At 67.7% G+C, this 18289-nt stretch carries 18 protein-coding genes; 6 read left to right on the top strand and 12 right to left on the bottom strand.

The window, feature by feature from the left end; translation table 11 throughout:
* The first annotated feature begins 7 nt into the window (after nucleotides 1–7).
* Nucleotides 8–2272, top strand: coding sequence for an AAA family ATPase (locus tag BLW48_RS34970; RefSeq protein ID WP_177142318.1), 2265 nt, complete (start codon nucleotides 8–10; stop codon nucleotides 2270–2272).
* A gap of 3 nt (nucleotides 2273–2275) precedes the next feature.
* Here the strand turns inward: BLW48_RS34970 and BLW48_RS11090 are convergent, their stop codons facing one another.
* Complete coding sequence (locus tag BLW48_RS11090) at nucleotides 2276–2947, bottom strand: hypothetical protein (protein WP_143042609.1); 672 nt, start codon at nucleotides 2945–2947, stop codon at nucleotides 2276–2278.
* 293 nt (nucleotides 2948–3240) lie between these two features.
* On the opposite strand from BLW48_RS11090, the gene BLW48_RS11095 reads away from it, so the two are divergent.
* The 3 genes from BLW48_RS11095 (at nucleotide 3241) to BLW48_RS11105 (ending at nucleotide 5752) form a co-directional block, all read left to right on the top strand.
* Nucleotides 3241–3765 carry a hypothetical protein gene (locus BLW48_RS11095; protein ID WP_093057146.1) on the top strand — a complete coding sequence of 175 codons (525 nt, stop codon included), beginning with the start codon at nucleotides 3241–3243 and terminating at the stop codon, nucleotides 3763–3765.
* A gap of 113 nt (nucleotides 3766–3878) precedes the next feature.
* Nucleotides 3879–4370 (top strand): hypothetical protein, encoded by a 492-nt coding sequence (locus BLW48_RS11100; protein WP_093174648.1) that lies wholly within the window; start codon nucleotides 3879–3881, stop codon nucleotides 4368–4370.
* 134 nt (nucleotides 4371–4504) lie between these two features.
* Nucleotides 4505–5752, top strand: coding sequence for a metallophosphoesterase (locus tag BLW48_RS11105; protein WP_093174650.1), 1248 nt, complete (start codon nucleotides 4505–4507; stop codon nucleotides 5750–5752).
* Between the two features lie 13 nt (nucleotides 5753–5765).
* Here the strand turns inward: BLW48_RS11105 and BLW48_RS11110 are convergent, their stop codons facing one another.
* Nucleotides 5766–6263 carry a polyhydroxyalkanoate granule-associated phasin gene (locus tag BLW48_RS11110; protein WP_093057143.1) on the bottom strand — a complete coding sequence of 166 codons (498 nt, stop codon included), beginning with the start codon at nucleotides 6261–6263 and terminating at the stop codon, nucleotides 5766–5768.
* Nucleotides 6264–6474: 211 nt separating this feature from the next.
* Between BLW48_RS11110 and BLW48_RS11115 the strand changes: the two genes are divergently transcribed.
* Entirely contained in the window at nucleotides 6475–7050 is a 576-nt protein-coding gene (locus BLW48_RS11115) for an acyloxyacyl hydrolase (protein WP_093174652.1), read from the top strand.
* On the opposite strand, the gene BLW48_RS11120 is transcribed toward BLW48_RS11115, so the two are convergent.
* From BLW48_RS11120 to BLW48_RS11130, 3 genes are read right to left on the bottom strand one after another with little or no spacing between them, the layout of a single operon-like run.
* A complete protein-coding gene (locus tag BLW48_RS11120) occupies nucleotides 7047–8012 on the bottom strand; it encodes a lysylphosphatidylglycerol synthase domain-containing protein (protein ID WP_177142319.1) in 966 nt (321 codons plus the stop codon). The two genes, BLW48_RS11115 and BLW48_RS11120, sit on opposite strands and share 4 nt — an antisense overlap.
* 19 nt (nucleotides 8013–8031) lie before the next feature.
* The gene (gene clsB, locus BLW48_RS11125; RefSeq protein ID WP_093174654.1) at nucleotides 8032–9306 is read right to left on the bottom strand and encodes a cardiolipin synthase ClsB; all 1275 of its coding nucleotides are present in this window, start codon (nucleotides 9304–9306) and stop codon (nucleotides 8032–8034) included.
* An 11-nt stretch (nucleotides 9307–9317) separates the two neighbouring features.
* On the bottom strand, nucleotides 9318–10112 hold the full coding sequence (locus BLW48_RS11130) for an endonuclease/exonuclease/phosphatase family protein (protein WP_093057140.1): 795 nt from the start codon (nucleotides 10110–10112) through the stop codon (nucleotides 9318–9320).
* Nucleotides 10113–10354: 242 nt separating this feature from the next.
* On the opposite strand from BLW48_RS11130, the gene BLW48_RS11135 reads away from it, so the two are divergent.
* Nucleotides 10355–10789 (top strand): serine/threonine protein kinase, encoded by a 435-nt coding sequence (locus tag BLW48_RS11135; protein WP_093057139.1) that lies wholly within the window; start codon nucleotides 10355–10357, stop codon nucleotides 10787–10789.
* A 97-nt stretch (nucleotides 10790–10886) separates the two neighbouring features.
* On the opposite strand, the gene BLW48_RS11140 is transcribed toward BLW48_RS11135, so the two are convergent.
* The 7 genes from BLW48_RS11140 to BLW48_RS11170 all read right to left on the bottom strand — a co-directional run bounded on the left by BLW48_RS11140 (nucleotide 10887) and on the right by BLW48_RS11170 (nucleotide 18209).
* Nucleotides 10887–11453, bottom strand: a complete 567-nt coding sequence (locus BLW48_RS11140) for a Spy/CpxP family protein refolding chaperone (RefSeq protein ID WP_093057138.1) — start codon at nucleotides 11451–11453, stop codon at nucleotides 10887–10889.
* Between the two features lie 195 nt (nucleotides 11454–11648).
* Nucleotides 11649–12545: a pirin family protein gene (locus tag BLW48_RS11145; protein ID WP_093057137.1), complete on the bottom strand. Its 897-nt coding sequence runs from the start codon at nucleotides 12543–12545 to the stop codon at nucleotides 11649–11651.
* 44 nt (nucleotides 12546–12589) lie between these two features.
* Nucleotides 12590–13360: a GNAT family N-acetyltransferase gene (locus BLW48_RS11150; RefSeq protein ID WP_093174656.1), complete on the bottom strand. Its 771-nt coding sequence runs from the start codon at nucleotides 13358–13360 to the stop codon at nucleotides 12590–12592.
* A complete protein-coding gene (locus BLW48_RS11155; protein ID WP_093174658.1) occupies nucleotides 13357–14622 on the bottom strand; it encodes a biosynthetic peptidoglycan transglycosylase in 1266 nt (421 codons plus the stop codon). Before BLW48_RS11155 ends, BLW48_RS11150 begins: the two co-directional genes overlap by 4 nt.
* A gap of 17 nt (nucleotides 14623–14639) precedes the next feature.
* Entirely contained in the window at nucleotides 14640–15209 is a 570-nt protein-coding gene (locus BLW48_RS11160) for a hypothetical protein (protein WP_093174660.1), read from the bottom strand.
* Complete coding sequence (gene xrtQ / locus BLW48_RS11165; RefSeq protein WP_093174662.1) at nucleotides 15190–16119, bottom strand: exosortase Q; 930 nt, start codon at nucleotides 16117–16119, stop codon at nucleotides 15190–15192. Before xrtQ ends, BLW48_RS11160 begins: the two co-directional genes overlap by 20 nt.
* 26 nt (nucleotides 16120–16145) lie before the next feature.
* A complete protein-coding gene (locus tag BLW48_RS11170; RefSeq protein WP_093174664.1) occupies nucleotides 16146–18209 on the bottom strand; it encodes a VIT and vWA domain-containing protein in 2064 nt (687 codons plus the stop codon).
* Nucleotides 18210–18289: the final 80 nt, after the last annotated feature.

Here is an 18289-nt window from a genome sequence, read left to right on the forward strand (position 1 = left end):
CACCCGCATGGCCACGCTTTCGTACCCCCTGGTGTGCTGGCAGCTCGACGACACGTCCGTCTGCGGCATCCTGCTCGGCACCGACTTCCAGGTGATCGAGCGCAACGCCCGCCGCGTGAAGGCCGCGCTGGCCGAGACTCTGCAGCGTGAACGCGAGCGCGACGGCTACGTGCCCGAGCCGGACATCGACAACGCGCGGCTCAAGCTGGTGCATGTGCCGGTGAACCTCGCGCACCGCACGGAGAAGGGAAGCTTCCCGGTGCCCCGCGCAACGGACTTCCACGTGGCCGCCGTGTTCGGCGAGAACGAGGAAGACGGCTACGCCAAGTGCTACCTGCCCTGGCTCGACCAGAGCTTCTATTACTACGACGACGCGCAGCTGCCGGTGCTGATCGAGCACTACACCCGCGAATGCCTCGACGGACTCTCGCCCGAGGCCGCGCAGCGCTTCCTGATGCCCGCCGCGCCGTGGCTCGACCAGATCGACGTGCGGTGCGACGACAAGACCACGAACAGGCAGCACGTGCCGCGCCACCTGCGCGAGGCTTACGCGCAACTCGATGCCGTGGCCGATCGCCTGCCCGAGACCGGCGCGCGCCGCGGCCTGCATGTGTTTCCCGAAGTGGCCTGGGAGCAGGGCGCCCTGAGCGACGAGATGGCGGAGCGGCTCGCGCGCGGCGGCAACCTGCTGCTGGTCGGCGAGCCCGGCGTGGGCAAGAGCGTGGTGATCCTCGAGGCGATCCGCAAGGCCCACCGCCTCACGGCCGCGCGCGACGCGCCGCCGACCTTCTGGCGCAGCCATGCCGAGCGGCTCGTCGGCCGCGCGAAGTACCTCGGCGAATGGCAGGCGCTGTGCGACCAGACGGTGGAGTGGCTGGACATGTCGAACGGCCTGCTGTGGGTCACGGACTTCGTGAACCTGCTGCAGATCGGCGGCGAGAGCCCCGAGGAATCGATGGCCGCCTACCTGCTGCCGGCGCTGCGCCGCGGCACGCTGCGGCTGGTCGGCGAAGCCAACCCCAGCGAACTCGAGATTGCGCGCCAGCGGCTGCCCGGATTCATCGACTGCTTCGAAACCCTGCGCCTGCCCGAGATGGACAGCGTGCGCGCGCGCCGCGTGCTCGACCTGTTCGCGGGCCATGCGAAGAACACGCTGTCGATTGACATCGAGCGGCCGGCGCTGGACACCGGCTACCGGCTGCTCGGCCGCTATGTGCGCTACGACAGCTTTCCGGGCAAGGCGGTGCGCTTCTTCGGCGATTGCGTGCGCGAAGCTATCGCCGGGCAAACAGGCATCGTGACCGAGACCGCCGCCATCGCGCACTTCGCAAAGAGCACCGGCCTGCCCGAGAGCTTCCTGCGCGACGACCAGCCGCTGGACGACAGGCAGGTGCACGGCTTCTTCGCACAGAAGCTATTCGGCCAGGACGCGGCCATCGGCCACCTGAAAGACGTGGTCTATCTCTTCAAGGCCGGGCTGAACGACCCCGCCAAGCCCATCGCCACTCTGCTGTTCGCCGGGCCCACGGGCGTCGGCAAGACCGCGGCGGCCAAGGCGCTGGCGCGCTACTTCTTCGGTGCCGGCGGCGGCGCGGACCCGTTGTTCCGCATCGACATGAGCGAGTTCCAGCACGCCTTCCAGATCGCGCGCCTGATCGGCTCGGGCAAGCGACCAGGGAAGCTGGTGGAACACGTGCGGCGGCAGCCGTTCTCGGTCGTGCTGCTCGACGAGATCGAGAAGGCCGATGCCTCGGTGTTCGACCTGCTGCTGACGGTGCTCGACGAAGGCCGCCTGCGCGACAGCCGCGGACGCATGACTGACTTTCGCAGCACCGTGATCGTGATGACCACCAACCTGGGCGTGCGCCACGGCGCGTCGCTGGGGTTCGGCGAGCCGGCGCTGAGCGACGGCGCGGTGCACGACATCCGGCAGTTCTTCCGGCCGGAGTTCTTCAACCGCATCGACCGCGTCGTGCCGTTCGCGCCGCTGTCCCGCACGGCCATCGAGGCCATCGCGGTGCAGGAACTGCAGGCGATCGCGCAGCGCGAAGGGCTGGCGCGCCGCGGCGTGCGCCTGAACTTCTCGCCCGAGGTCGTGGCATTCGTCGCGGACAAGGGATTCAGCCCGAAGTACGGCGCCCGGCCGTTGCAGCGTGCCGTCGAGCAGCACGTGGTAACCGCCGTCGCGCGGGCGATGTTCGGGCCGGTCGCGGACGGGGCTTGCCTGGAAGTGAGGTTGGTGGACGGGGCGGTGGTGGCGGGGCCCGGCTGAACCTCAGCGCAACTGAGGACACCCCAGCCTGAACTGCCGGTCCCGCGTGCGCCGCCGCTCTTCGCGAAGCCAATCGTGTGAGTACATGCCTTGCGATTGCCGTCCGATCGCATCGAGCCACTTGATGTGCTCGGCAAGGCCGCTGCATTCGGCCATTCCGCGATCGACGTTCTGCGCCACTTGCCGCTCGTACTGCTGCTGTTGCGCGGCAATGACTGCGTTGTTCCGGATCGACGCCTCGCGCTCTTCCGGGCTCATGCCATCCGCGATGTTCACGTCGCGCCGCAGGCGGACTGTGGTGGCGCGCGAGCCCTCGGGGCACGGACCGTCGGAATAGGCGGCCTTGCCTGACGGCGCGAGGCACTTCGTCACTTCGAAGGTGTCGGATGTGGCCGCGCCCGGCGAGGTCGAAGGCGCAGGCGCGGAGGGCGCAATCGCTGCCGAGGGTGGTGCAGCGGGCGAGGGCGTCGCCATCGAGCGATCGGGCCGCTGCACAGCGCGCTGCGTCAGCAGCCACTCGGCTGCCAGATAGAACAAAAACACCGTCAGCACCGCCAATGCCAGCCACAACGCCCAATGGCGCTCCGGCTTGGGTCGCAGGCCTTGCTCCCAGGCGGTCATCGCCTCCCGGCGTTCCCGCATCGGATCTCGTCGCTCGTCGTCGCCGGTGCTCATGGAGCCGCAGTATCTCCGCTGCACGCCACCATGCACCGCGATAGGCGTCCGCCGTTGCACGCACGCGAAATTCCGCGCCAAAACGCCTCAAATACAGCAGATCAGGGTTTCCGTGAGGTCTGTTAATAAAAGTAGCCCGCACGCGCGTCACACGGCCGTCATCAGCTATGAAAACAATAGCATTCAGTTCCAATCCGAAGATCGTTCCTCGTAAACGCTATATCTAGCCCGACTCTTGCTAAGCAAAATCCTCGACGGATTTCACGTCACGCAAGATCGAGGACCACACAGCAATGAACCCTACGCGTCTCCGCCGGCCCCTGGCCGCGCTGGTATTGGGCGGTACAGCAGCATTCCTCGGGGCCGTGACTTCGGCCCATGCGTTCTCGAACCCGCCCATCCAGGTGGCGCAGGGCATCGAATACATGTGCGGTGGCGCCGCTAGGGATGAAGCCGCATTCATGGAAATGGTGTCGCCGCGCTGGGCCGCGACCATCGAATTCGGCGTGAGCGACGGCAAGGGCGCGCAGGTGGCTGGCTTTCCGGCCAAGGCCCTGATCGAGGTGCGCCAGAAATACACGGGCCAGGTCGTGATGGACGTGCAGTCGCAAGGCCCCTACATGCTGGCGCGCCTCAATCCGGGCGCCTACGACGTGAACGTGACGCTCGGCGGTCTCACGCTGACGCAGTCGCTGGTGGTGATTGCCGGCATGCCGGCGCGCACGTCGTTCGTCTGGCCGTCGAATTTCGACATGGCTTCGGTGACGCCGGCGCTGCCGCAGACGCAGGCCCTCGCGCAAACTTCCGCCGCCCGCTGAGCGGTCGGCCGCTCCGCTACCCGGCCTGGCGGGCCGGTCAGCCTTTCCTAAGCCACGCGCCGCACAGTGGCACCGTGGCTTCTCGCCACGACGACCAGGAAAGGATCCAGACCATGACCCCCCGTTTTCCATCATCGCGCACGATGCGGCCGCTGGCGGCCGCGGTGTTCTGCGGCGCCGTTCTGCTCGGCGCGCTTTCGTCTGCGCAAGCGGCGGTGAACCCGCCGATCTACATGGCGCACGGCGTCGAGTACATGAGCGGCGGCATCGGGAGCGACGAGGCCCAGTTGATGGAGACAGTGTCGCCGCGCTGGCCCGCCACCTTCGAGTTCGCTGTCAAGGAAAGCAAAGGCGCCGACTTCGCGGCCAATGTGCACGTGACGGTGCGCGACAGCAGCGGTGTCGCGCTGCTCGACAACGTGGTGTCGGGCGGCCCGTTCATGGTGGCGCGGCTGGACCCGGGCAACTACGAGGTCGAGGCGCGACTCGGCAGCCAGGTGCTGAAGCAGCCGCTGCACGTGCTGCAGGGCGCGCCGACCAAGGCGACCTTCGTCTGGCCGGCGGGCACCGACATGGCTTCGGCCAGCACGCGCACGGTGCAGTAGCGCGACGAAAGTGGGCGCCGGCACCGCATCCGGCCGGCACCCGCTTTGTTAACGCCACCGGGCCACAATGCCTGCTATCCGGGCGCCTTGCGCTATAGAAAAAATAGCGATTGCGGCGCCTCCCGGTATCTTGAATGCGCGGCATGCGCCTTGCAGGTGGTGTATCCCGGGCAGTGCCCGAACCCATTGCCCCGATGCCGATCCGTCCCCTGAGCGCCCTGACCGCGCTGTTGCATGTCTATATAGCGCTGCGCCTGCTGCCCGCGCTGGCCATGCTCACGCCCGCATGGCCGTTGGCGCTGCTCGCGCTGGTGGTGTCGGCGGTGACGATTCCGCTGCCTTTCGCATCGCGCCGCATCGGGCGCGACGCATCGGCGGGCGAGGTACTCAAGTGGGTCGGCCTGATCAGCATGGGCTGGTTCTCGTCGATGTTCGTGCTGACGCTGGTGCGCGATGCGGGCCTGCTGCTGACCTGGCTGGCGAGCGCACTGGGCGGCGTGCAGGTGCAATGGAACGCCCTGCGGCCATGGAGCGCGCTGGCGGTGCTGGCGATGGCCACGGCCACGTCGGTAATCGGTTTTCTCAATGCGCGCCGAACGGCCAGCGTGAAGCGGGTGGACGTGCCCATCCAGGGCCTGCCGCAGGCGCTCGAAGGCTTCACCATCGCGCAGCTCAGCGACATCCACGTGGGGCCGACGATCCGCAGCGCCTACATCCAGCGCATCGTCGACGCGGTGAACCGCCTCGGCGCCGACGCCATCGCGATCACCGGCGACCTGGTCGACGGCACGGTGCCGGAACTGCGCGAGCACATCGCGCCGCTGGCCGGGCTGCGCGCGCGCCACGGCACCTTTGTGGTCACGGGCAACCACGAGTACTACGCGGGCGCGCATGCCTGGATCGACGAGCTGCGCCGGCTGGGCCTGAAGGTGCTGCTCAATGAACACGTGGTGCTGCAGACGCGCAACGTGCGCGGCGCGCAGACCGACGAAGAACTGTTCGAAAGCGCGCTGGTGCTGGCCGGCGTGACCGACTTCACCGCCGGGCATTTCGACGCCGCGCATGCCAGCGATCCACACCTGGCGCTGCATGACGCACCGCCGCTGGTGCACACGCGCGTGCTGCTCGCGCACCAGCCGCGCAGCGCGGTGTTGGCTGCAGCTGCCGGCTACCAGCTGCAGCTGTCGGGCCACACGCACGGCGGCCAGTTCTTTCCGTGGAACCTGTTCGTGCCGATGCAGCAGCCCTTTACGGCGGGCCTGCACCGACTGCACGACATGTGGGTGTACGTGAGCCGGGGCACCGGCTACTGGGGCCCGCCGAAGCGCTTTGGCGCGCCTTCTGAAATCACCCTGCTGACGCTGGTACCGGCAAAGCCCTGAGCGGCCTGCTCGATCAGGATTCCAGTTCGGCCAGCCGGCGGGCGTTGGAGGTGGCTGCTGCGTGAATCGGCTTGAGGCCTTCGCGCGCTATGCGTACCGCAATGCCTGGGAACTGGCTCGCTGCGTTGACCGTGCCGGCTGCCGACTGCACGAATGCGTCGCCATGCGCTGCCGCCTGGGCCGGCGTGACGCTTCCCGCCAGCGAGAAGAAAGCCGTCGTGCTCTGAACCCATTGCTGCAGCACGCGGTTGGCGAGCGAGAAATGGCTGCGGTGCCACTGCTTCACCATCGCAATGCCCGATTCGCTCGCGGCCGCGAGCTTCTCGTCGCCCATGAGCTGGAATTCCGCCAGGTCGGCCGCACTGGGCGCGAGCCCGGCCTTGGCGATGCGCTCGGTCCGGATGCGGATCACCGAGCCGGAGGACAGCAGCATCTCGTTGGTCTTGAGCGCCAGGTCGAGCCACTGCATGAGCGGATTGGCCAGACGGGCGGCGGAGGTAAGAGACGACATGTGAGGCGGTGCGCTCGAAGGCGGTTGTAGGAGGTCGGACCACTATAGGCTTCGCTGGCTGCAAATGCTGCAGCGCAACAAATCTGACTCTGCATTTTTGTTGATCAAGTCCTACTTTCCGATGTGGAAATTACGTGCTGTGCGAATGCCGGATGCGACGGAAATTAATGATGCCGACTTATTTCCACTTCATGCATTCAGAAGTCGCATCATGAGATTCCACGCTTCCACGCCCCTTCGGGCCGCCGTGTTCGCGGGCCTTTTCGGCCTGCTGGGCACGGCGGCCCATGCGTTCGAAGACAGCGCACGCGGTATTTATTTCGAAGGGGGCCGCGCACCGCACGGAGAAATGGGCAGTACCAACTCGGCCACGGTGGGCATGACCTTCCCGTGGTCGCTGCGCCAGCCGGTTCAGGAAGGTGCCCTCACAACCTACTGGGACGTGTTCCTGAGCAACTGGCACGCGCCCGCGCTGGGCAACGGCCCGCACGACTACGCGCAGATCGGCGCGATCTACACCTGGCGCTATCGCTTCGACCACGGCAGCTCGCCCTGGTTTGCCGAAGGCGGCGTCGGCGGCAGCGTGATGGACCACGTCTACAAGACGCCCGACCGCAGCTTCAGCACCGCCTTCCAGTTCACCGAGGTGCTGGGCGTTGGACGCAGCTTTGGCGAACACGGCGAGCACGAGCTGTCGCTGCGCCTGCAGCACTTCTCGAACGGCGGCATCAAGAAGCCGAACCCGGGCGAGAACTTCGCCAAGCTGCGCTACACCTACCACTTCTAGCGCCCCGGCCTCGCCGGCACGCGCAGCCGCCTGGCCCTCGCTTCGGTGACCAGATAGCCCAGCGTGGCCACCACCAGCGGCAGCAGGTAATACAGGCCGCGATAGGCCAGCAGCGCGCCGAGCAGCTTCGCTTGCGGCACCTCGTGCGCGAGCAGCGCCACGAACACCGCCTCGAGCACGCCGAGCCCCGCCGGCACATGCGTGATGACGCCTGCCACCGCCGCCACCAGCAGCACCGCGAGCACCTGCGCGTAGCCGACCTGCCCCTGCAGCAGGAACCAGATCACGCCGCCCATCAGCGACCAGTTGGTGCACGACATGGCCAGTTGCAGCAGCGCCATCGGCAGCCCCGGCACCTTGAACGCATGGCCGCGCACGCGCCAGGTGCGTCCCTGTGCCGTGGCGCACAGCACCAGGTAGGCCAGCGCCGCCATCAGCAGCACCGCGCCGAGGATGCGCAGGCCCCCGCCATCGATCTTCCAGTTGGGCGGCAGCGTCATCGGCCAGAAGCAGAAGGCCGTGCCGGCCACCACGAGGTAGCCGAGCCAGTTGGTCAGCATGCTGAAGCCGAGCACGCGCGTGATGGTGTCGTTCGCAAGCCCCAGGCGCGAATAGAGCCGGTAGCGGAACGCCACGCCGCCCACCAGCGAACCGAGGTTGAGGTTGAAGGCGTAGCTGATGAAGGTCACGCCCATCACCGTGCCCGTGCCGAGCCGGTGCCGCGTCAGGTGCCGGCCCAGCAGGTCGTACGTGCTGTAGAGCGCAAAGCTGCAGGCCGCCAGCGCACCGGCTGCGAGCAGGAAGATGAGAGGCAGCGCGCGAATGGCGTCGAGCACCTCTTCCCAATCGATGGTGCGCGCCTGCCGCACGAGCAGCCAGGCGATCAGCGCGAAGAAGCCCCACATCGCCGCGCGACGGGCCCAGGGCCACCAGCTGTGGCGGGAGAGTGCCATCGTGCTCATTGCGATACGGCCTTTCCGCTCAGGCGGTTTCCGTCTGCGTAGCACCGCCGGCCGGATTGCTGCGCCCGGTGTCGCGCCGGCTCGCAAGGTCGGTGGCCTCGGCCGGCGTCAGGCGCGGCACGTGGCGCGGCAGGCGGCCCAGCAGGGCCGGATACCAGCGCAGGATGTGGAAGACGAAGAAGCTGCGCACCAGCCGCCAGCCGCTCCATTCGCTGGCGAGGTCGGCCGCCTCCACCTGCTTGCAGCTGTGCTGCATCAGCTGGTCCATGCGCTCCCACAGCACCTTGTTGAAGGCTTCGTCGCGCACGATCACGTTGGCTTCCAGGTTGAGCGACAGGCTCAGCGGGTCGAGGTTGCTCGAACCCACGGTGCTCCACTTGTCGTCCATCAGCGCGACCTTGCCGTGCAGCGGGCGGTCGCAGTATTCGTAGATGCGCACGCCGGCGTGCAGCAGGTGGTGGTACAGCATGCTCGCGGCGGTCTTCACGATCGGCATGTCGGGCTCGCCCTGCAGGATGAGCCGCACGTCCACGCCGCGCCGCGCCGCGCGCCGCAGCTCCTTGATGAAGCGGTAGCCCGGAAAGAAATACGCATTGGCGATCACGATGCGCTCGCGCGCCGTCCGGATCGCGGCGCGATAGTGGCGCTCGATGTCGTTGGTGTGGCGCCGGTTGTCGCGTGTGACGAACATGGCTTCGGCCTCGCCGGCGTGCACTTGCCCGGCGCGAGGCGCCTGCTTCAGCCGGCGGCGGAACCAGCCCGCGCCCTTGCCGCCGAGCGCGATGGCGCGCAGCACGAACTGATGGATCTCCGCCACGATCGGCCCCGCGAGCTCCACCGCATAGTCCTGCTTGGCCTTGGGGCCGAAGTCGAGCAGGTGGTCCGCCGAATAGTTGATGCCGCCGACGAAGGCGCGCTCGCCGTCGATCACCACGATCTTGCGGTGCATGCGGCGAAACACGTTGAGCCGCTGGCCCATGAAGCGCTGCCCCGGGTCGAACACCCGCACCTTCACGCCGGCCGAACTCAGGCCCTCGATGAACTCCCGCGAGAGATCGGGCGAGCCGAAGCCGTCGATCAGCACATCTATCTTCACGCCGCGCTGCGCCGCTTCGCGCATGGCGGCATGCAGCTGCATGCCCACCTTGTCCTCGAACAGGATGAAGGTCTCGATGATCACCTCGCGCTGCGCCTGCCGGATGGCGTCGAACACGCGCGGAAAGAACTCCTCGCCGTTCTCCAGCAGCTCGATGCGGTTGCCGCCGATCCAGTGGTTGTTGTTGTTGTTGCTCATGGCTTGCCCGCTCACAGGTCGATGTCCGCCACCAGCGGGGCGTGGTCCGACAGGTGCGACCATGGCCGGCGCGGCAGCACCACGGGCGCGTGCACGCCGGCATTGCGCACGTAGATGCGGTCCAGCTGCAGCACCGGGAAACGCGCCGGAAAGGTCCTGGCCGCGCGGCCGTGGGCGTGCACGAACACCTCGCGCAACGCGGCGCCTTTTTCCAGGATGTCGTGCGCGCGGCCGCGCCAGTCGTTGAAGTCGCCCGCCACGATCAACGGCGCATCGGACGGCACCTCGTCGCGCACGATGTGGCACAGCAGTTCCAGTTGCTGCTCCCGGTGCGCCTCGGCCAGCCCGAGGTGCGCGCAGATCACATGCACGTCGACGACGCGGCCCGGCAGCCGCAGCACGCAGTGCAGCAGGCCGCGCTTCTCTGGGCCGCTCACCGACACGTCGTGATTGCGGAAATGCACGATCGGAAATTTCGAGAGCACCGCGTTGCCGTGGTGGCCTTTCGGGTACACCGCGTTGCGCCCGTAGGCGAACTGCGGCCACATGGTGTCGGCCAGAAATTCGTAGTGCGGCGCCTCCGGCCAGTTGTTCACCCTGCGCGAATGGCGCGAGTGGGTGCCCAGCACCTCCTGCAGGAACACGACGTCGGCCCCCACGGTGCGCACGGCATCGCGCAACTCGGGCAGGATGAATTTGCGATTGAGCGCGGTGAAGCCCTTGTGGGTATTCACCGTCATGACCTTGAGCGAGGTCGGCAAGACCGGCGTGGCCGCCGCGGCGTCGGGAATGGGCGAAGAAGACATCGTTGTGCGGGTTGTACGTGGCCCCGCGCGCGCTGACTGTAGGAACGCGCCACCTTCTTCGGACCCATTCGCCCCTTTCGCTGCGTGGCGGCGGGCTCCCCATGGCGGCCGGCTCCTACAGGCAGGCCTGCCGCACCCCCCCACGACGGGGATTTCACCGCTCCTACGGTGAATTCAGGGCTCGAGAAAAGCAGCCCGCGTTTTCATCCACCGATACCGATACAAGCCACAAGGAGCAAGCCATGAAGCAAGTCACTTTTCGCGCCACGGTTCTCGCCGCGCTGCTGGGTACGGCAGGCATCGCCCTGGCCCAGACCACGTCCATTCCCGCCCAGCCCGATCCCTCGGCGGGCGGCGAGGCCAGCACCATGACGCCGGCCGGCGTTGCCAACCCGCCGCAGCGCCCCGACAACTCGATGCCCGCATCGCGCGAAGCGGTGAAGGCCGAGGCCCGCGCGCAGAACCGCAGCAACGCCACCACGATGGTGCCCAAGGGCGAGGCAACGACCATGATCAACCACCAGCCGAACGCCATGCCGCAGCCGACCGGCGAGATGTCGCGCGCTGAAGTCAGCCAGACAGGGCGCAAGGTCAAGCCGCAGTTCGGCCAGAAGGGCGAGCGCCCGAACGTGGTGACCAACCCGACGGACAAGGCCGGCACCGGCACGCCGGATTAGTCGGCAAGGCCGCCCGTCAATGAAAAAAGCCCGCAGCGCGAAAGCGTTGCGGGCTTTTTCTTCGACAGCGCCGTCACCGGCGCGTCGCGGGCGGGGGTCAGCCCTTGGCGGGTGCCGGCGCACCGCGGTGGCCGTCATGACCGCGATGGCCATCGTGGCCACGGGGGCCTCCGAAGTGCGCGGTCTCGGCGTCGAAGGTCTTCTGCTGCTCGGGCGTCAGCGCGGCATAGAAGGTCTTCGTGGCGTCGGCACGCTTGGCGAACATCGCGCTGCGCTCGGCCTGGCGGGTCTGCATGCGTTCCAGGCGCTCCGGCGTGGTCAGCTTGGCGAACTCGGCGCGGTCCATGTGCGGGCGCGGACCGGCGGGCGGCTGCGTCGCGGTGGTGAAGGAACTCCACGCGCCTTCCTGTGCCGAAGTGAGCTTGAGCTTTTCCTTCAGGGCGGCAAGACGCTTGGCGCGGTGCTCCTGCATGCGCTCCATGCGCTTGGCGGGGTCCATGCGCTTGTGCTGCGCCTTGGGCGCGGCGGCGCTGTCGGCCTGGGCCACCGCGGCGGCGGGTGCGGAGGGAGCAGCGGCCGGCGCTTGAGCGAAGGCGCCCGAAGAGGCGAGGGCGGCCGAACCCAGCAGGCTGGCCCAGACGATGCGTTGGCGAAGAGAAATCATGAGAGTTGCTTCCTTTCGAAGAAGCCCGCCACCGATGGGCAGCAGGTGAGACGAAGTGTGGAAGAGCTCTGTGTCGCGCCAGTTAGCCGTGCGTGAGCTTGCGTAAAGAATGATGAACCGCGACCGTGGGCACAACGCATGGCGTGACTTATTGCCTCGATTGGCCGGCCACAGTCGCTTCGGGGGTGAACAGGCTCAGCCCAGCTTGCCGTTCTGGAAATCGTGCACCGCCTGCTTCACCTGCTCCTGCGTGTTCATCACGAAGGGCCCGTATTGCACGATGGGTTCGTGCAGCGGCTTGCCGGCGATGAGCAACGCGCGCGCCGGGCTGTGGTTGGTTGCGCCGGCGCGCAGCACCACGCCGTCGCTGCCCGCGTCGTTGGCCAGGATCGCCATGCGCCGCGTCGGAATTTCGCTGCCCGCGATCCACAGCGATTCGCGGAAGACGTAGACCAACGCGTTGTGATCATCCGGCAGCGGCTGCGCGAACTCGGCGCCCGGCGGCAGCGTGATGTCGAGGTACAGGGGCTCGGTGTGCTCGCGCCGCACCGCACCCTCGATGCCGTGGCTTGCGCCAGCAATCACGCGCACGTGGGCGCCGCCGGTGGTGGTGAACTCGGGAATCTCTTCGCTCTGGACGTCGCGATACCAGGGCTCGCGCATCTTGTCTTTGGCAGGCAGGTTGAGCCACAGCTGAAAGCCTTCCATCAGGCCTTCTTCCTGCTCAGGCAGCTCGCTGTGCACGAGCCCGCGGCCGGCGGTCATCCACTGCACGCCGCCGTTCTCGAGCAGCCCTTCGTGGCCCTCGCTGTCGCGGTGGCGCATGCGGCCCGCGATCATGTACGTGACGGTCTCGAAGCCGCGGTGCGGATGGTTGGGAAAGCCGCCGATGTAGTCGCCCGGGTTGTCGCTGCCGAAGGCATCGAGCATCAGGTACGGGTCTAGCCGCTTCTGCAGGGGCTGCTGCAGCACGCGGGTGAGTTTCACGCCGTCGCCGTCGCTGGTGGAAACACCGGCCACGATGTGGTCGATGCCGCGCGGCGTGGCGACGGGATCGGTGGGGTGGTTGGCGTGGTGGTTGGCATTCATCATGCGTCCATGGTGGCACTAACGCGCCTGCCGCGCCACCCGCCCCGTCAAGGCCACTGCTGGCGCTGCCAGTAGTTGTACTTCCAATGCGTCTCGAAGCCGGCCCGGCGGTAGAGCGACAGCGCCGGGTGGTTGTGTGCGTCGACCTGCAGAAAGACCCGCTCGAAGCCGCGCGCCGATGCGGCCTGCGCCAGCCCGGCGAGCACGCGCCCCGCAAGGCCGCGCCCGCGTTGCGCCTGGTCGGTGCGCATGCCGTGCACGCTGGCCCAGCCGTGGCCGAACGCCATTGCGCCGGCCGCCAGTGTGCGGCCGCCTTCGCGCACGCTGGCATAGAGCGTGCCCTTGGCCCGCGACAGCATCCGCACGCGATGGGCGCCGTCCACCGGATCGAAGCCCTCGCCGAGGAACAGCGCCGACCAGGCGTCGTCGGGCGCGCGGTCGACATCGGCCAATGCGTCGCCCGGCGCGACCACCTGCCGCATGCGCTGCACCGACCCGATCTGCACGCAGGTGGGGCTGTCGCCGATGTAGTGCCGCCGCTCCAGCTCGGCGCGCAGCCCGTCGAAGCAGGGCGCGTCGGCCAGCCGCAGCGCGGGCACGACCTGGCGGCTGTCGTAGCGGTCTTCGATGCGGTCGAGCGTTGAGTGATCGACCGCGCTGCGGTGCAGCGGCACGGCCGATCTGGCGCGCTTCACGGTGCCGCCGGCAAAGGGCAGCAGCCAGCCGTCGAGCTCCTCGGTCAGGTCGGGCGACACGGCCGCGATGGTGGCGCGCTCGATGGCTTCGATGTCGGTGACGTTCAGTGTCATGGTGTTCATGGCGTGGCCTCCGGCGCCGTGAACTTCGCCGCGGCCACGCCCTTGAGCAGCGCTTCGCGCTGGTTCCGGCTGATCCCGCGGATGCCCTCGGCAACCCACTTGATGCGGTCGGCGTCGATGTGGCCGTCGCGCCGCCATTGCTCGAGCACGGCCTGCGGCTTGTGCAGCATGGCGGCGAGCCACACGGCCTGCGCCGGTTCGAGCGTGCGTGCGCTGCGCTTGAAGTAGCGGCGCGCCGCGGCCTCGGCGCCGCAGATGTTGCCGCCCCAGGGCGCGTTGTCCAGGTACAGCTGCAGGATGCGGGCCTTGCCCAGCGTCTGCTCCATCTCGACCGCGTAGAGCAGCTCGCGCAGCTTGCGCTCGGCCGTGCGGTCGCTGCCCGTCACCAGCAGCTTGGCCAGCTGCTGCGTGAGCGTGCTGCCGCCGCGCCGGATCTGGCCGGGCTTCTGGTTGTTGTCGATCGACGCAAGGATCTCGGTCAGGTCGTAGCCGCTGTGGGTGAAGAAGCGCTGGTCTTCGGCGGCGATGACGGCGCGCGCCAGCCAGCTGTCGTTGGCGAGCTTGGCCGAAGGGCCGCAGCTGGTGCGCGCGTTGAGCATGGCCTCGGTGCCCAGCCCCTCGACGGTGAACTGGCTGATGACAGGTTGCACGGCGAAGGTGGCCTCTGGCAGCACGAGCTGACCGCGCAGCGCCAGCGTGCCGCCGATGCGTGCGCGCTGCAGTTCGGGCAGGGTGGGCACCAGCACCGCGTACCAGCGCGCGATGGGTGCGTCCTGCACGCTGGCGTTCAGATGAATGTTCTTCGGCGTGAGCCTGCCGTCCCAGTTGCCTTGCAGCCGGGTGGTGTCTGTGCCTTGGGGCGTGGCCTCGAAGGTGCCGTTGAGCGTGTTGCCGTCGCGCTTCACGGTGGCGACCAGGCGCTCGACCCGGATCGGCTGGGTGCCGAGCGCCGGCACCTCTGCACTGCAAGGCGCGCACTGCATCTCGAGCAGCTCGCCGGCCGGCTTCCAGGCGAAGCGCACGGTGCCGAAGCTGGTGTCGAGCGAGCGCCCGTCGAGGTAGGGCGCGAACCACGACGAGGTGGCCACGCGCACTGCGGTCGGAATGCCGATCTCGAAATTCAGCGGGCCCGTCTTCACCGTGGTGCTCCACTCACCCGCAGCCGGCGCGAGCGCCAGCTTGACTATCAAAAAGATAGCTACACACGCCGTAATGACCAAGGCCAGCAGGCCATAGAGCACGAATCGCAGGATCTTCTTCAAGGCACGTTCTCGGATCGTCAGATCGGTTTTGCCACCGTGACAGCTTGCCACGGCCCATGGGATTGGCCGCTGGCCGCTGCCCAGTACCAGCTTGAAGTGTCTGTGAAAGCAGTGCCCCGGGCATCGACGATGCGCTCGCAAACGCGGATTTTTTGCGCACCGTGCCGTTGCGCAACAAAACAGCGCCACATGCGCTCCTGCGCGTCGCGTTCCAGGCGCGCCTGTTCGATGCGGTAGCCCAACGCGCGATAGCAATCGGTCGCCGGGTGCAGCATGCGCGTGGGCTGCGCCACCTCGCGCATCACCAGGGTCTGAGTGCCATCGGTCATGCGGCCGATGGCGCCGGGGAAGCGGTCGGCAAAGCGCTGCTCCACGTCGCTCAGGGCCAGCGGGCGCAACGGAACGCCATCCCACTCGCCAGGCCATTCGTGCGACATCACGGCAGCAACCGGCTCGGCTGGTGCGCGCATGGCCGCGGTTGCCGACCACAGCACGCACAGCACCATCGCCAGCGCAAAGGCTGTCTTGTGGCCGATGCGGTTGATGAAATGGTTTGCAAACCAACGTTCAAAGAACGGTGTCGACATGGCGGCTTCCTTGGGTGGTGATCAGGCCTGGAATGGGGTGTTCGGCAGCTTGGGGTTCGGACTGCGCCGGCACCATGAGGCGGGCGATGGCGCCGCACACCACGGCCAGCACCAGCAGGCCCAGCGCGTTGTGTGCCCACGGCGCAAGCGGATGGCCAGCGCCTTCGAAGGCGATCAGCACGCTGTTGCGCACGATGTTCCCGGCCAGCACGAAGAGGCCGACCATCGGCAGGCGGCGCATGAAGGCGCGGTCGCTGCGGCGTGCCCACAGTGCGACGGCGCAGGCCATGAAGTAGCCGAGCCACACCATCTGCACGCCCGAGCAGGGCGCATCGACGATCACCAAGCGGCCATCGATCATCAGGCTCGTGCCCTCGCGCGCCACGTCGAAGCCCGGCGTCAGCAGCCAGCGGCTGACTTCGGCCGTCAGCACGCGCAGCGGATAGCCGGCATAGAACTGCAGCGACGACAGCAGCGGCAGCGCGAGCACAGCAAGGCCAGCCACCGGAAACGCCGCTACACGGCGCGGCAGAAAAGCCAGCAGCCCGCAAGCCAGCGCCAGCACGGCCACCAGCCCGGCCGCGAGCGGCGGCAGCGCGGGCATGAAGCCGAGCCCCGTGCGCAGCAGCGTCGCGAGCACGGTGCCGGCGCCTGCCAACGCGAGCCAGCCCAGCCGCGGCGAGGCGCGCAGTTCATGCCGGCGGCTCCAGGTCAGCGCTGCGAGGGCGAGCAGCGCCAGCAGCCCCATCGGATCGTCGGAGCCGTCGCGCATGCGCTGCACCATCCAGACCCAGGTCGGCATCAGCGCGATGAATTGCAGCCCCAGCCAGCCGGCGGCCGGCGTGCGGTCGATGTGGATGCCCCAGTCCACGATGCGCGGGTGGCGGTGGGCGAGCGTTGCCAAAGACATTTTTCTTCTCTCTCTTTTGCTTTTGTTCAGGCAGTGAAACGACGCGCGTCATTGCGGCGTGCGCGGCGGCGCAGCATCGCGAGCATCGACAGCACGACGGCGATGGCGCCCAGCGATTCGGGTTCGGGCGTGCTCGGCACTTCGGCGCCCAGCGCGAGATTGCTCACGCCCTGCGGCATCGGCAGCGGCTGGTTCACGCCCACGCTGTCTTGCGGCGCCACGTTGCGCACCACCTTGTCGACGGCGATGAAGCTCGTGTACTGCGTGAGCAGGCTGTACTTCAGGCCGAGCTCGGTGATGCGTTCCTTGAAGGCCGTGCCGCCTTCCAGCGTTTCCTGGTCGCTCAGACTCTGGATGCGGTGGCGTGCCCACAGCGTGCGAAGCGCGGCGGTGTCCTGGCGGGTGCGATCGTCGATGCGAACTTCCTGGCGGTACGGGCCGCTGGCGCTCTGGCCTTCGATGATCACGCGGCCCTTGGCTTCGCCACGCCATTTGCCGAACACGATCACCGGGCGTTCGCCGAGCACGTCGGGCAGGGCTTGAGGTTCCACGTCGTACACATCGAGCCCGCCGAAAGCGGCCTTCACGCTGGTGAGCACCGGCGACTCGACCATGCGACGAAACCGCGCGGCCTGCTCAGGCGCCTGCACCGGGTCGGTGATGATGAAGGGCTCGCCCATGCCGGCGCGTGCAATGCCTTCCATCAGGCTGCGGTTGACCGACGAACCGATCCCGAAAGCGAACACATTGGCCTTCGAGAGGTTGTTGCGCACCAGCTCGAAGGCTTCGCGCTCGACCGTCACGTAGCCGTCGGTCACCACCACGATGCTGCGCGATACGTTCTCTTCCTTGGGCTCGGCGTACGCGCGCTTGAGCGCAGGAATGAGTTCGGTGCTGCCGCTGCCGCTGTAGTTCTGGATGGTGGCGAGCGCCTGTTCGATGTTGGCGCGCGTGGCCGGCACCGACTTGGGCGAGAGCATCTTGTTGCTGCCGGAGAACAGCAGCACGTTGAAGGTGTCGCTGGGGCGCAGCCCACCGATCAGGCGTTCGAGCACCGTCTTCGCGGTGTCGAGCGGAAAGCCGTGCATCGAGCCCGAGATGTCCACCACGAAGATGTAGTCGCGCGGCGAGATGGCGCTGGCGGCCACGGCCTTGGGCGGCTCGACCATCGCGAGGAAGAAGTTCTCCGCGTTCTCGCCTTGGCCCTTGTAGAGCATCAGGCCCGATTCGATCTTCTCGCCCGCCAGGCGGTAGTCGAGTACGAAGTCGCGGTTGTCGGCGGGGCGGCCGTCGGCCTTGAGCGCGATGTCGGCGTGCTGGTCTTCGTCGCTCTTCTTCACGTCGATGGTGTGCGTGGCCGAGCGGATTTCCTTGATGCCCATCGGCGTGTCGATGCTGGCCTTGAGCTTGAAGTTGGTGGCCGGCGCCACGCCAGCAGGCAGCGTGGGCTGCGCGACCCACTTGGCCTGCGCGTTCTCCGACTGCGGCGAGTTGTAGCGCGGCCCAACCACGGTCGGAAACACGAACTGGTAGTTGCCCGACTGCGGCACCAGCAGTTCGGTGTAGCGCAGCTTCACCTTCACGTCGTCGCCGGGCAGGATGTTTGCGACGTTCATCTGGAACACATTGGGCAGGTGCTGCTCGAGCAGCGCGGCGGTCTTGCCTTCCTTCTTGGCGGTGTCGTACTCGATCTGCGCCTGCTGCTTCTCGCGGATCTGCGCGGTGATGAGCCGGTCGGCCAGGCGCACGTTGAGGCCGCTCACGGCAGCCTTGGTCGAGCCGGGGAAAACGTACTTCGCTTCGATGGCACGCTGGCCTTCGTTGCGGTAGGTCTGCGTGACCGTCACGTCGGCGATCACGCCCGAGATCTTCACCGCGACCTCGGTGCCCTTCAACGGCAGGCGGTCGACCGAGGGATCGTCGCTCTTCACGAAGAAATAAGGGCTTTCGGTCTTCAGGCGCGGACCGGCAGGCGCTTCCTGCGCATGCGCCGGGCGCACGCCCATGGCAATGAAGCCCGCGGTCGCCAGGCTCACGGTGGCGAGCCAGAGCCAGCGGCCGGGACGTGGGGTGGTGATGTGGGCATCCATGGCGGGGGTCCTTGTCCGTGCGAACTTGCACAGCCGCAACTGTCGGCACCACACGAGAAGGCAGTTGGAAGGCTTCTTGA

Source organism: Variovorax sp. YR266 (assembly GCF_900107295.1).
Classification (GTDB): Bacteria; Pseudomonadota; Gammaproteobacteria; order Burkholderiales; family Burkholderiaceae_C; genus Variovorax.